This window comes from Bradyrhizobium erythrophlei (assembly GCF_900142985.1).
Classification (GTDB): Bacteria; Pseudomonadota; Alphaproteobacteria; order Rhizobiales; family Xanthobacteraceae; genus Bradyrhizobium; species Bradyrhizobium erythrophlei_B.
Genome location: NZ_LT670849.1, coordinates 3853862 through 3865802 on the forward strand (window position 1 = coordinate 3853862; position 11941 = coordinate 3865802).

15 protein-coding genes, 1 tRNA gene and 1 pseudogene are annotated in these 11941 nt (G+C 61.2%); 10 read left to right on the top strand and 7 right to left on the bottom strand.

Annotated features, from left to right (window positions below):
* A complete protein-coding gene (locus tag BUA38_RS17910; protein ID WP_244552984.1) occupies positions 1–939 on the bottom strand; it encodes an MBL fold metallo-hydrolase in 939 nt (312 codons plus the stop codon).
* A 155-nt stretch (positions 940–1094) separates the two neighbouring features.
* Between BUA38_RS17910 and BUA38_RS17915 the strand changes: the two genes are divergently transcribed.
* Together BUA38_RS17915 and BUA38_RS38800 are read left to right on the top strand one after the other, a co-directional pair.
* On the top strand, positions 1095–1646 hold the full coding sequence (locus BUA38_RS17915; protein WP_072826209.1) for a TetR/AcrR family transcriptional regulator: 552 nt from the start codon (positions 1095–1097) through the stop codon (positions 1644–1646).
* 60 nt (positions 1647–1706) lie between these two features.
* Positions 1707–1769, top strand: a pseudogene (locus BUA38_RS38800) (DAPG hydrolase family protein); the annotation flags it as partial.
* Positions 1770–1835: 66 nt separating this feature from the next.
* Here BUA38_RS38800 and BUA38_RS17920 read toward each other — a convergent pair.
* Positions 1836–3206, bottom strand: a complete 1371-nt coding sequence (locus BUA38_RS17920) for a tyrosine-type recombinase/integrase (protein WP_072819740.1) — start codon at positions 3204–3206, stop codon at positions 1836–1838.
* A 222-nt stretch (positions 3207–3428) separates the two neighbouring features.
* Positions 3429–3513: transfer RNA gene (locus tag BUA38_RS17925), tRNA-Leu, on the bottom strand.
* A 138-nt stretch (positions 3514–3651) separates the two neighbouring features.
* On the opposite strand from BUA38_RS17925, the gene BUA38_RS17930 reads away from it, so the two are divergent.
* Positions 3652–4188 (top strand): disulfide bond formation protein B, encoded by a 537-nt coding sequence (locus BUA38_RS17930; protein WP_072826210.1) that lies wholly within the window; start codon positions 3652–3654, stop codon positions 4186–4188.
* Here BUA38_RS17930 and BUA38_RS17935 read toward each other — a convergent pair.
* Positions 4185–5270, bottom strand: a complete 1086-nt coding sequence (locus tag BUA38_RS17935; RefSeq protein ID WP_072819742.1) for an AbrB family transcriptional regulator — start codon at positions 5268–5270, stop codon at positions 4185–4187. The genes BUA38_RS17930 and BUA38_RS17935 overlap by 4 nt on opposite strands.
* Positions 5271–5532: 262 nt before the next feature.
* Positions 5533–5769, bottom strand: a complete 237-nt coding sequence (locus tag BUA38_RS17940) for a PsiF family protein (RefSeq protein ID WP_072826211.1) — start codon at positions 5767–5769, stop codon at positions 5533–5535.
* A gap of 184 nt (positions 5770–5953) precedes the next feature.
* On the opposite strand from BUA38_RS17940, the gene BUA38_RS17945 reads away from it, so the two are divergent.
* The 6 genes from BUA38_RS17945 (at position 5954) to BUA38_RS17970 (ending at position 9737) form a co-directional block, all read left to right on the top strand.
* Positions 5954–6445: a hypothetical protein gene (locus tag BUA38_RS17945; RefSeq protein WP_072819744.1), complete on the top strand. Its 492-nt coding sequence runs from the start codon at positions 5954–5956 to the stop codon at positions 6443–6445.
* A 117-nt stretch (positions 6446–6562) separates the two neighbouring features.
* On the top strand, positions 6563–7060 hold the full coding sequence (locus tag BUA38_RS17950; RefSeq protein WP_244552986.1) for a hypothetical protein: 498 nt from the start codon (positions 6563–6565) through the stop codon (positions 7058–7060).
* A gap of 20 nt (positions 7061–7080) precedes the next feature.
* Positions 7081–7467: a CidA/LrgA family protein gene (locus tag BUA38_RS17955; protein ID WP_072819746.1), complete on the top strand. Its 387-nt coding sequence runs from the start codon at positions 7081–7083 to the stop codon at positions 7465–7467.
* The gene (locus BUA38_RS17960) at positions 7464–8186 is read left to right on the top strand and encodes an LrgB family protein (protein ID WP_072819748.1); all 723 of its coding nucleotides are present in this window, start codon (positions 7464–7466) and stop codon (positions 8184–8186) included. Before BUA38_RS17955 ends, BUA38_RS17960 begins: the two co-directional genes overlap by 4 nt.
* 58 nt (positions 8187–8244) lie before the next feature.
* The gene (locus BUA38_RS17965) at positions 8245–9024 is read left to right on the top strand and encodes a sulfite exporter TauE/SafE family protein (RefSeq protein ID WP_072826213.1); all 780 of its coding nucleotides are present in this window, start codon (positions 8245–8247) and stop codon (positions 9022–9024) included.
* Positions 9025–9068: 44 nt separating this feature from the next.
* A complete protein-coding gene (locus BUA38_RS17970; RefSeq protein ID WP_083587635.1) occupies positions 9069–9737 on the top strand; it encodes a DsbA family protein in 669 nt (222 codons plus the stop codon).
* Positions 9738–9788: 51 nt separating this feature from the next.
* On the opposite strand, the gene BUA38_RS17975 is transcribed toward BUA38_RS17970, so the two are convergent.
* Positions 9789–9995 (bottom strand): hypothetical protein, encoded by a 207-nt coding sequence (locus BUA38_RS17975; RefSeq protein ID WP_072819749.1) that lies wholly within the window; start codon positions 9993–9995, stop codon positions 9789–9791.
* Between the two features lie 129 nt (positions 9996–10124).
* Here BUA38_RS17975 and BUA38_RS17980 point away from each other — a divergent pair, with 129 nt between their 5' ends.
* A complete protein-coding gene (locus BUA38_RS17980; protein WP_072819751.1) occupies positions 10125–10865 on the top strand; it encodes an SDR family oxidoreductase in 741 nt (246 codons plus the stop codon).
* A gap of 3 nt (positions 10866–10868) precedes the next feature.
* Here BUA38_RS17980 and BUA38_RS17985 read toward each other — a convergent pair whose 3' ends face one another.
* Positions 10869–11939: a phospholipase gene (locus tag BUA38_RS17985; protein WP_072819753.1), complete on the bottom strand. Its 1071-nt coding sequence runs from the start codon at positions 11937–11939 to the stop codon at positions 10869–10871.
* Positions 11940–11941 lie beyond the last annotated feature (2 nt).

Sequence of the window (11941 nt, forward strand, 5' to 3'; positions counted from 1 at the left end):
TTATGTCTCAGCCTTGGCCGCAGCGGCCGCGCTCCAGAGGGAGCCGAGATTGGCGCGATCGGGATATAGCTCGAGCATATTGTAGTAGAGATCCCGCGCGGTTTTAGTTGTCTCATTTAACCGGATGAAGTCGCGTATGTATCGGCGAGTTTCTTCGACATTTCGCGGACTATCATCGTTGCTGGGAATCTTGTGTCCGGCAACAACCGCCGACGGTTTCAGAGCGTCGATTTTGTCAAGCGCCGCAATCCATTCCGATCGGGTTTGCCTGTTCGATTCGCCGAGAAATGGGTGAATGCCATTGTAGACGACGTCACCAGCGACGACCAATCCGATCGACGGGACGTGAAGACACGTCGTGTCGTCGGTGTCCGTATGACCGACTCTGACAACGATCAATTTATTTCCTTCCAATTCAATCTCGTTGCCTTCCAACGGATCCGCGATGGAAATAACGTCTGGAAGGTTCGGAAACTGCTTGCGCCGATCGTCCAATCTTTCCGGCGTGATCTGGCGCTTCATTTTCGCAACGACCTCACGTGTCGCAAGCGCTTGCACGTTTGGGAAGCGATCTTGTAGAATCTTTAGCCCGAAAAAGTGATCGGGATGTCCGTGAGTGACATAAATTGCCTTCAGCGATTTTCCGCTCGCAACAATGGCATCTGCCAAGCCATTGCACTGCTCCACCGTCATGAAGGTGTCTACGAGGACCGCGTCCCGCTCTCCGTAGATTAGGGTCGCCGAATTGGCGATCCATATCAGTGACTCTTTACCCGGCGGCACGTTACCCGGCGGCACATCACGGCCGGCGCGAATGGCGGTAAATACTCTGTACCCGACTGTGGGCGTTTTAGGCGCCGGATCTGCGTTTCCGACTCCCGGCATCATGGGAAGCATGACTGCCAGAGAAGCAAGTTTAATCACATCTCGACGCTTCATTTTGAAATCCCGCTTTCAAGGACAAGGCAGCATTCCCGCAACAGATGGCGGACCATCAGAGAGGGAGATGTGGATGGCATCTATTAATGATGATTATCATGATTATATTCATGATATCTATCCTGTATAAAGTCAAGGCATTCGGAGTGGCCCACGTGAAAGTGAGCAAAGAGCAGGTTGCGGAGCATCGAATACGGATCTTGGCCGCTGCGGCGCGCCTGTTTCGCCAGCGCGGCTTCGACGATGTGACTGTGGCGGACGTAATGAAGGATGCGGGTCTGACCCACGGAGCGTTTTATGGGCATTTTTCTTCCAAAGAGGCGCTGATTGCAGAGGCTGTGGGGCAAGCCCTGCCGTCGGCTCCTGACCAAGCCAAGCCCCGCCGCGCTGCCATGGAATTTGCCGACGGTTATCTCAGCGTTAAGCACCGCGACAACCGACCCACTTCTTGTCTGTTTTCAAGTCTGGGAACGGAAGCCGCGCGGGGCTCTGCTGATCTCCGGCACAGAATGACGGAGGCCGTCTGCAGGCGGATCAATCATCTCAGTGTCGACGCGGAAGGCGATGGGCCCAAGGAGAAACGGCGTGCGGCGATTGCCGCCTGGTCGGCCATGGTCGGTGCGATGGTGCTTGCCCGTCTCGTCGACGACGATAAACTCTCGAAGGAAATCCTGAGCGCGACGCGTGCGTCACTGCCGCTGGTTTAACCGTGTGACCTCCGAAGAGCGGACACCAGTCGGGCTAGTCGGCGCCATCGGTGAGACCAGTTGGTTTCCCATCTTGTTCATGAAACGCCGCAAGGCTGGGCCATGCGGAGCCGTTTCTGGCTGGGCGAGATTGATCCGGTCCAAACCCGTAAGCCTCCGCCGGAAGTGCTGAAGGAGAAGGTAGGTGACTCAGGCCTGCGCGCCGCCCTTGATCAACATCACCTTCTTGGGATCGAGCCAGTGGTCGATCCTATCAGCCCAATGCTGCATCAGCTTCGTGCGCGAGCCGATAAGTGCGAGCGGTCCGTGCTTCTTGTAGAGTCCTTCCACAGTTGAATTGTCGAGATGCGCGAGCTGCAGCTCGACGACATCGCCATCCCATGCCTTGGCGTCCTTGATCTCTTCGTGGTGAGACAGGGTCGAGAAGGTGGTCCGGAATCCGTGGGCACAATGATCAGTCTTGGTGTCAATGCCAAGCAGCCGCAACCGCTTGTTGAGCGTGTTGTTTGATAGCGGCGCGTCTTTCGAGCAGGAAAACGCGTACCGGCGATGGCCGGTCAACTTCTGAAGGCTGCGGAGGATTGCGAGTGCCTGCCGTGACAAGGGCACCACATGGTCCCAGCCCGTCTTCATTTTTGTGGCAGGAATAGTCCAGCGCTTGGCATCCCAATCGACCTCGCTCCACTCCATTTCATTGACCATGCCGGGGCGAGGAATCGTCAGCGCATCGAAGCGCAAGGCAAGCCCGACGACGTCACTAAACCTCGCTCTCATCCACGGTGCGCTGATGAGCTTGAAGACGCGTGTCACGTCGCGTGGTTCGGTAACGCCCGGACGCGGCGTCGAAATGTTGGCAATCATCTGCCCATTCAGGTTTCGGAATGGATTGTAACCGTCGCCTTCGACATCGGCATAGTCGCAGATTTGCTCACAGATGCTGCGCACGCGGTCCCGGGTTTCCAGCTTTCCCTCGGCTTCGTATGAACGCATGAAAGCGAGCACGTCCGGACGCTTGATGTCCTGCCTGCACAGCTTGCCGAAGCGATTCTTGATGTAGCCGACGCGCAGTTCAAGAACCTCGATGGTCTTGGGATCGCGCACCGCGACGATCCTGCCGCGCTTGACCTTTTCGACCTTCTTCTTTGCGAGCCACTCGTCGGCCCATTGCCCGAAAGGCCGGGCGGCGGCCTGCCTGTGCTTGTCGAGCTGCTTCTCGATGCTTGGGTCTTTGCCTTCCTTGAGCAGATCTTTGGCTTTGTCGCGCTCGCGCCGCGCGTCTGCGAGCGAGAACGTCCCATCCTTGCCGTTGCCGTAGGGGCCGATGGAGTAGGTTTTCTGGCGGCCATGGAAGCGGTAGTCCATCCGCCAGAGCTTCGAGGAAGCGTTGCCAGGCCTGCTCACGTCCGGAGTGACGAAGAGATAGAGCCAGCCGCCGGTCACGTCGGAAATTTTGGCGGGACTCCACGCGCCCTTGACGAAGTTCGGTCGGGCGGCGCGGCAATCGACGTCGGTCCTGATCTGCTTGGGATTGGCGCACGCGCTGCCGTTCTTGCCGGCCATCTGCTCAATTCCTTTATTCGGAAAAGCGAAAGTCGTTGTGAACGTTTGTTCTCCCGATACCAGCAGGATACCAGCAAAAATACCAGCAAATCGGGCGGCTGGGATCGGAGGAGAACAAACGGTGACGAACAAGAATGTACGCGGAAATGCCTATTTTTCAAGGGTTTCCGAGCACTGCGCGAACGATTGCGGACGATTTAGAACGGGCTTGAACAGCCTAGTTGGTGCCCCTGGCCGGAATCGAACCAGCACTCCTTGCGGAACTCGATTTTGAGTCGAGCGCGTCTACCAGTTCCGCCACAGGGGCCTTCGGTCGGCCGCTGTAGGCGTCGCGAAGCCGGCGGAATATAGCGGCAGGCCGCTTCCGGTCAACCCGCTGTGAAGAGGGTTGGCTCGACAGGGGCATTGTCACGGGATAGTCAGCGTGGCTGGCAGGAGGCTCTTGATGTCGAATATGACAGCCGTGTCCCCGATTTCGCGTCGCACATCGCCCGCGATGGCCGCAGCGCTTGCGGTTGGCGCCATCGCGGCCGTGACGTTGACCGGCGCATGGTATTTCCAGCTCGTGCTCGGCCTTCAGCCTTGCCCGCTGTGCCTGGAGCAGCGCTATGCCTACTACCTCGCGGTGCCGTTGGCGGCCGTGATCGCGCTCGCCGCCGGGCTCCATGCGCCGCGTCCGGTCCTGATTGGCGGGCTTGTCCTTCTGGCGCTCGCCGCGCTCGCCAATGCCGTGCTCGGCGGCTATCACGCCGGCGTGGAATGGAAATTCTGGGCGGGGCCGTCGGATTGCACCGGCCCGGTCGGCAATCTCGGCAGCGCAGGCTCGCTGCTGGAGCGGCTCGATACGGTCAAGGTCGTCATGTGCGACGAGGTGCAGTGGAAGTTTCTGGGCCTGTCGCTCGCCGGCTACAACGTGCTGATCTCGCTGTTGATGGCGGCGATCGCGATTTGGGGCGTCGCGAAGACGGCCCGGCAGAACTAGTCGTCCACATCCTCCTGCGGCCGTCCGAACAGGTGGACGATGCCGGGCGTTGCGATCGTCACGAAAATAAATCGCGACAGATGATGGGCCCCGACGAAGATCGGGTCGATGTGCAGCGTCAGCGCCAGGGCCAGCATCGCATCCATCGCGCCGGGCGCGAAGGCCACGAGCGCATCCGAGAAGCGTACCTGGGTGGCGAAGGCGACGATCGCGACGAACACAGCCGTAATCGCGCTGGCGACCGCGAACGAACCAAGGCCGGCGGCGAGATGCCGAAGGAAGGTGGTCATCTTCATCCGCGAGAAGCGCGAACCGATCAGCGTGCCGATGCCGACGAGCGCAATACTCCGCACGATCGGTGGCAGGCCGCCATCGATCCATCCCATGCCATGCAGCATCGCTGAGCCGATCATGGCGCCGAACAGCCAACTCGCCGGGAATTTCGCCATTCGAAGCACGAGTGACACCGCAACCGATGCGCCGATCAGCCCAACGAGCCCGAGCGGCGAGGCGACCGTCGTCGTTAGTGCCGGCACTGAAGAGGATGTCAGCCCGGCCGCCACCAGGATGACCGGAAGTGCGGCGGTCAGAATGATGACCCGCAGCGTCTGCACCACCGCGATCGCTGGCATGTCGGCGCCCTTTTCGATCGCGAGCACGGCGATCTGCGACAGCGCGCCGGGGCTGGCGGCCAGAAACGCCGATGTTCGGTCCCAGCCGTGCCGCCGCTGGAGGTAGTAGCTGGAGCCGAAGGTGGTGCAGAAGGTCGCGAGCGCCAGAAGGCCAATGGTCATGGGATAGGCGCCGATGTGCTGCAGCAGTTGGCGCGACATCAGCGAACCCAGGAGGATGCCGAGCAGCACCAGCACCGCTTGCGTCAGATGGGCCGGGACGGCCATCTGCCGCCCCGTCATCGCGGCAGCAGCAACCGCGAGCATGGCGCCCGAGATCAGCCCGCCGGGCAATCCCGTGACAAGAAACAGGACGCCGCCGACCGTGCCGATCGCAAGCGTTTCAAGATATTGCAGGGTCTTGGCGCGGGTGGGGAGGGCATCCGCCAGCCATGTCGGGATTTGGCTCACGGCGCCTTATGGCAAATCCGCACTCGCCGGACAAATGCGCGGATATGATCGCTGCAATGCACTCGGGCGCGGTGCCAGCCGGGATGGCGTGGCCTTGGGGGTGTGGACTTGGGGCCGTGGACTTGGGGCCGTGGAGTTGGGGCCGTGGAGTTGGGGCCGTGGACTTGGGGCCGTGGAGTTGGGGGCGTGGACTTGGGTAGGCTTTGGACAGCGGTCTCCCGTCCTCCGGTCGGGAGGACGGGATCTGATCGAGGTGACGCGATTACTTCTTGCCCATTGCCGCCTTCTTGCACTCGGAGCGGAATTTCTTGCGCTCCTTGCCATGCAATCCCTTGGCGTCGGCTTCCTTGGAGCACTCGAGCGATTCGGCGCTGCGGGGCTTGGAGGTCTTCGCCGCCGTATCCGCGGCGGGCGCGGCCGTGGTTTGGGCGAAAACCGGGGTCGCGAACAACAGGAGCGACGCGCCGAGGGCGGCGGCCAAGCGAGAGGATATCGTCATGAGAAACACCTCGAGGTTATTGGGGGTGCCACCGTTGCGCCGTGATGCTGAACCGCGCATGAATGACGCGCGCTGGTTTTTTCGCGACGCGATATTTTTGCCCAATCCGCGATGGCCGTTGTCACATGCCTTGGCTACGTTAGGATGGGGAACTACCGACCAGCATCCCCCAAGGAGAGCAAGGATGACCATTAAATCCAAATTATTGTGTGCTGTCGCGGCATCGGGATTTGCCGCCGTCGTCGCCACGGCGCCAGCGCAAGCACTGACCACGCAGGAATGCAGTGCCAAGTATCAGGCGGCGAAGTCAGCCAACACCCTCAATGGCATGAAGTGGAATGATTTCCGCAAGGCTCAGTGCGGCGCCGATGCAACGCCTGTGGCCGCGCCTGCGGCTCCGCCCGCAGCACCGCCGCCGCCCGTCGCCGAAGCCAAGCCGAAGGCTGCACCGCCCACGGCTGCGCCAGCTCCGACACTGCCGAGTGGACCTGCGATTTTCCCGATAATTGTTGATCAGAAGTACGCGCAGGAAAGCGCCGGCAAGGCGCGGATGCACACCTGCCTCGATCAGTACAATGCCAACAAGGCCGGCAATGGCAACGCTGGCCTGAAGTGGATCCAGAAGGGCGGCGGTTATTACAGCGAATGCAACAAGCGCCTGAAGGGGCCGGCTTGATCGTTTAGTTGCATAAGGCTCGGGCTGGAAACGGTCCGGGCCTTATTCTATTCGGTCCTTATTCTATCCGGGTATGGACGTGATAAAGTCTGAGCCGGATATTTCCGGGGAGAAATGATGGGCAAATCTGAAACGGCCGCCGTTGTTGCGCTGATGCTTGCGTCTCAGATGCTCGGCTCCCAGATGTTCGCGCAGGCCGCGGCCTCGCCCCTCGTGTTTGCGCAAGCCGAGAACAAGGCCCCGGCCGGCGCGGCGCCTGCACCGTCACCCGCACCAAATGCGCCATCGACCATCGTTGCGCCTGCCGAAAAATCAGCGCTGTCGATCCCGGCCTGTTCGGTGAAATATCTGGAAGCCAAGGTCGCCGGCAAATTGCAGGGCCGCAAATGGGTCGACTTCCGCCGCGACGAATGCGGAAGGCGCGAGACCACGGCCGTATTCCCGACCGAGATCTCGCCAAAATATGGAAGCGAAAAAGATCTCGACAAGGCGCGCACCAAGACCTGTGCCGATCAATTCACCGCCAACAAGGCGACCAACGCCAATGGCGGACTTGTCTGGGTCGAGAAGGACGGCGGCTACTACGCCGAGTGCATCATCCGCCTGAAGGGATGAACCCTCTAACGTGAAATTCCATGATCGCAAGCCTCAGCCTGATCCTGCTCTGTCAGTTGGCTGGTGAGGCTTTTGTGCGCGGGCTCGGTCTGCCGATGCCGGGGCCGGTGATCGGTCTGATCATCCTCTTGCTGCTGCTGCTGGCGCGCGATCATTTCACTTTGCTGGCGCGCGGGCCGCTGCAAGACGACGGCGTCGAGGCCGCGAGCCGCGGTTTGTTGGCTAATCTGTCGCTGCTGTTCGTTCCGGCCGGCGTCGGCGTCGTCCAGAAGCTCGACCTGATCGTCAATCACGGCGTCGCTTTTCTCGGTGTGCTCGTCATTTCCGTGTTGATCACGCTTCTGGTCACCGTCGCGACATTTCTCCTTGCAAGCCGTTTGTTGAGGCGCGGACAGGACACGCCATGAACCGCGATCCGTTCTCGCTCTGGGTCTATCTCTCGCAGTCGCCGCTGTTGTGGCTCACGGTGACGCTATTGGTCTATGCGATCACGGACGCCGTCTCGCTCTGGACCCATCGGCACCCCTTTGCCAACCCGGTCCTGCATTCGATGTGGATCATCGGCGTGTTCCTCAAGGCGACTGACACATCCTACACCGCCTATTTCGGCGGCGCGCAGTTCGTGCATTTCCTGCTCGGACCAGCGACGGTCGCATTGGCAGTGCCGCTCTACGAGAATCGCAAGGTGGTTGCTTCCGCCATTCTGCCGATGCTGGTGGCGCTCGCCGCAGGCTCGATCACCGCGGTCGTGTCCGTCGTGCTGCTCGCGGAGGCGGTCGGCCTGCCGCGCGAGGTGATTTTGTCGATGGCGCCGAAATCCGTCACCGCCGGTGTCGCGATGGGTATCAGCGAATCCCTTCATGCCGATCCGTCGCTGACGGCGGTTGCCGTGATTCTGACCGGCATCATGGGCGCGATCACCGTCACGCCGCTGATGAATCGCATGCGCATCACCGATTTTCGTGCCCGCGGCTTTGCCGTGGGGATTGCGGCGCACGGCATCGGCACCGCGCGCGCCTTTCAGGTCGATGAGGTCGCGGGCGTATTTGCCGGCATTGCAATGAGTCTGAATGCGCTGGTCACATCGCTGCTGGTGCCACTGGCGGTCACCTTCCTGCTGCGCTAACAGAACTTTCCCAAGGGCCTGTTGAGAGGTCCGTTTCGCCAAAAGGTCTCGTCTCTTGATCATCTCCACGATGCAAGCAGCGTTAGGTGTCGCATCGGGAGCGCTGGTCGGATTTTCGCTCGGCCTGATCGGCGGCGGCGGATCGATCCTGGCGGTGCCGCTGATGGTCTATGTGGTTGGCGTTGCCGACGCCCATATCGCGATCGGCACGAGCGCTATTGCGGTCGCGACCAATGCGGCGATCAATTTGTGGAATCACGCACGCGGCGGCACCGTGCGCTGGTCGTGCGCCATTCCCTTTGCGGCAGCGGGCATTGCAGGCGCACTGGTCGGCACAATTTTCGGCAAGCTGCTCGATGGCCGAAAACTGCTGGTGCTGTTTGCGCTGTTGATGCTCATCATCGCCGTGCTGATGCTCAAGACGCGCGCGCGCGAAGGTGTGCCGGATGTCCGCATCAGCCGCGACAACATGCCGGCGATCCTGGGTCTCGGCCTCGCCACCGGGACGCTGTCCGGCTTCTTCGGTATCGGCGGCGGTTTCCTGATCGTGCCCGCCTTGATGCTGGCAACCGGCATGCCGATCATCAACGCGGTCAGTTCCTCGCTGGTCGCGGTGACGGCTTTTGGCTTATCTACGGCTGCGAGCTATGCATGGTCGGGGCTGGTTTCCTGGCAGCTGGCCGGACTATTCATTGCCGGCGGACTGGCCGGCGGCCTGATCGGCACCGGCCTCGCACGGTCGCTATCGGCGCAGCGCGGCGCGCTCAACATCGTGTTCGCCTCTGTCATTGTGCTGGTGGCGCTCTATATGCTCACGCGTAACTTATTCGCCTTCTGACCATAAATGAGGCAGTACACCGATAAAGGCGGCCGGAGATGTCCATGAGAGATACGATCGATCGAGTTCAGTTGAACCGGCGGGGCCTTTTGAGCTCGCTCGCGGGTTCAGTGGCTGCGCTCGGCACAGGTATCCTGTCCACATCCGTGCGCGCCGAGACTGAGGAAGTGCTGACCGAAGCGTTGGTCCTGCGCGATCCGGAAATTCCGGTGGCAGGGAATGCGTCCGGCGACATCTCGATCGTCGAATATTTCGACTATCAATGTCCGTATTGCCGCAAGGTCGATCCGGAACTGCAGCAGGTGGTCCATGATGACGGCAAGGTACGGCTGGTCTTGAAGGACTGGCCGATCCTGGGGCCAATGTCGGTGACGGCGGCACGGCTGGCGCAGGCGAGCAAATACCAGGACAAATTCGTTGAATCTCATGACGCGCTGATCGCCATCAATTCGAAGCTGACGGAGGCCAAGATTCGCGAGGCGCTTGCGGCCGGCGGCATCGACATGGATCGGCTTGACCGCGATCTCACCAGCCATGCAAAGGACATCGACGCCACGCTGATGCGCAACAACGACCAGGCGAGCGCGTTCGAATTCCGCGGCACGCCGTCCTTCATTGTTGGAAAATTTCGCGTGCCCGGCGTGCTGACCATGGCGCAATTCACCCAGGCCATCGCCGACGCACGAAAAGCGGCCTCCGTAAAGAAAAAATAGCACCGCAGCCGCTACGTCGGCGACAACCGCTATCTCAACGACAAGCGCGCGTCAGCGCGACGACAACCGGGCCCAATCTTCGTGGGCGCGTGCCTTCATCGCACGCCAGTCCGCGGAGGCAACGTCCCAATTGACAATCGTTCGGTTGGTCGCAGCGCTCTGCCCGTTCGCGACCGACGACGTCGATTGGGAGTCGTAAATATAGACGCCGGCGACGAGCAGTAATGCGCCCAGGATCATTCCTATGAAAACCTGCATCGCTGATCTCCAAAATGACGCGCGACAACGTGCGCGGATCGGGAATGGTTCCCGCGTTTGACAGCATGTTTGCGTGACCGGGTCCTGATATAAGATGTTTTTGGACGAGCGATCGGGACAGGAGGCAACATGACCGACAAAACGAAGAAAGTCGCCATCGTGACCGGGGCTTCGCGCGGCATCGGAGCGGCCATAGCGGAGCGTTTGGCCCGTGACCGGTTTGCGGTTGTCGTCAACTACTCGGCGAGCGCCGGTCCTGCCGAGGCCCTCGTTGGAAAAATCAAGGCAAACGGTGGCAGCGCATCGGCTGTTCGCGCCGATGTCGCCGACCCCGCCTCCATGCGATCCATGTTCGAGGCCACCGAAAAGGCATTCGGCGGTATCGATGCGCTTGTCAACAATGCCGGCATCATGACGCTCGCCAAGGTCGCCGACAGCGACGACGCGATGCTCGATCGGCAGATCGCGGTCAACCTCAAGGGCACTTTCTACGGCATGCGGGAAGCGGCGCGGCGAATGCGCAACGGCGGCGGAATCGTCAATTTATCGACCAGCGTCGTCGGCACCAAGCTCGAGACCTACAGCATCTACGCAGCGACAAAAGCGGCCGTAGAAACGATGACGGCCATTCTCTCCAAGGAATTGCGCGGCCGTAACATCACCGTCAATGCCGTTGCGCCGGGGCCGGTCGAGACTGAATTGTTTCTTGAGGGAAAATCGCCGGAGCTGGTCGAGCGGATGGCGAAGATGAACCCGATGGAGCGTCTCGGTACGCCGGAGGACATCGCCTCCGTGGTCTCGTTCCTGCTCGGTTCCGATGGCGGGTGGGTCAACGGCCAGGTGCTGCGCGCCAATGGCGGGATGGTGTGAGGTTTAGGCTTCACCGAGCCACTTCAGGATCGGCGCGTTCATCTCGCGCGGATAGCAATGGCTGAGGTTGTCGATTTCGCGATAGGTGACGTTGGCGCCGGCCGCCGTCAGTACGTCTCGGGTGATCCGCGCCGTCTGCACCGGAAACATCCAGTCGAGTGCGCCGTGCACGATATGGATCGGCAGGCCGCGTAGCCGCTCAGTGTCGGCTGTCTCCGCCATCAGCGGATGAAACGTCGCTGCGATCGGCGCCAGGTGCGTGAAGGGCGAGGTGCGTTCGAGCCCGGTAACGTAACTAAAAGTGCCGCCATCGCTCATGCCTGTCAGCAGCAATTTTCGGGAATCGATGTTGTAGCGGCTGCGTACGATTTCGAGAATGCGCGCAAGGTTCGCCGTATCCGCGTCTTCGCCCATCAAGGCCCAGGTCGCGCCCAACGCCGTCGGGGTCACCAGAATGGCACCTAGGCTGCGGGCATCGCGCAGCCAGCGCCAGAGAAAGCCGCGGCCGTTGCCGCTGCCGCCATGCAGCCCCATCACCAGCGGAAGAGCGCGATCGGGCGTGTAGTATTCCGGCACATAGAGTGAAAAGCCGCCACGGCTGCGCGGCTCGTTGTTGTCGTGGATGATGCCGGTCGCCTCGTTTGCAGGCGCGGCCAGGCGCGCCAGCAGGTCGGCATCCTCGCAAAGCTCGGGATTGAGAAAGAAGCTGCTCACCGGGGGAAACCTGGCGGTCAGCGGATAGAGCACCTCTTCCGCGCGTGGCAATTGTCGCAGCGCACGAAACGCCAGCGTCATGTCGCCCTGGCCCGATCGCACGGCACGGAGCCCCGAAAATGCCGACAGCGCCGCATCGCTCGCCGTCTCGATCGCACCTCGGATGTCGGCAAACTCGGCTGGCCAGTTCGAGAGACGCGAACGGACCGCGCCCAGGTCCTCATCCGGTTGTCCCGCGGCGTCCATCACGCGATCGAAGGAGGGCGGGTGAAAATGGCGCGCGACGAAGCCGAGTGCTTCGATTGATTGCAATAGTGGCGGCAATACCGCCACGACGTCATCGATCACGGCCTCGCTCATCG

What these genes read in the sequence shown, in the direction of transcription:
- BUA38_RS17910 (WP_244552984.1), bottom strand. Translation starts at nt 939, where the DNA reads ATGAAGCGTCGAGATGTGATTAAACTTGCTTCTCTGGCAGTCATGCTT.
- BUA38_RS17920 (WP_072819740.1), bottom strand. Translation starts at nt 3,206, where the DNA reads ATGGCCGGCAAGAACGGCAGCGCGTGCGCCAATCCCAAGCAGATCAGG.
- BUA38_RS17930 (WP_072826210.1), top strand. Translation starts at nt 3,652, where the DNA reads ATGTCGAATATGACAGCCGTGTCCCCGATTTCGCGTCGCACATCGCCC.
- BUA38_RS17940 (WP_072826211.1), bottom strand. Translation starts at nt 5,769, where the DNA reads ATGACGATATCCTCTCGCTTGGCCGCCGCCCTCGGCGCGTCGCTCCTG.
- BUA38_RS17945 (WP_072819744.1), top strand. Translation starts at nt 5,954, where the DNA reads ATGACCATTAAATCCAAATTATTGTGTGCTGTCGCGGCATCGGGATTT.
- BUA38_RS17950 (WP_244552986.1), top strand. Translation starts at nt 6,563, where the DNA reads ATGGGCAAATCTGAAACGGCCGCCGTTGTTGCGCTGATGCTTGCGTCT.
- BUA38_RS17955 (WP_072819746.1), top strand. Translation starts at nt 7,081, where the DNA reads ATGATCGCAAGCCTCAGCCTGATCCTGCTCTGTCAGTTGGCTGGTGAG.
- BUA38_RS17960 (WP_072819748.1), top strand. Translation starts at nt 7,464, where the DNA reads ATGAACCGCGATCCGTTCTCGCTCTGGGTCTATCTCTCGCAGTCGCCG.
- BUA38_RS17970 (WP_083587635.1), top strand. Translation starts at nt 9,069, where the DNA reads ATGAGAGATACGATCGATCGAGTTCAGTTGAACCGGCGGGGCCTTTTG.
- BUA38_RS17975 (WP_072819749.1), bottom strand. Translation starts at nt 9,995, where the DNA reads ATGCAGGTTTTCATAGGAATGATCCTGGGCGCATTACTGCTCGTCGCC.
- BUA38_RS17980 (WP_072819751.1), top strand. Translation starts at nt 10,125, where the DNA reads ATGACCGACAAAACGAAGAAAGTCGCCATCGTGACCGGGGCTTCGCGC.
- BUA38_RS17985 (WP_072819753.1), bottom strand. Translation starts at nt 11,939, where the DNA reads ATGAGCGAGGCCGTGATCGATGACGTCGTGGCGGTATTGCCGCCACTA.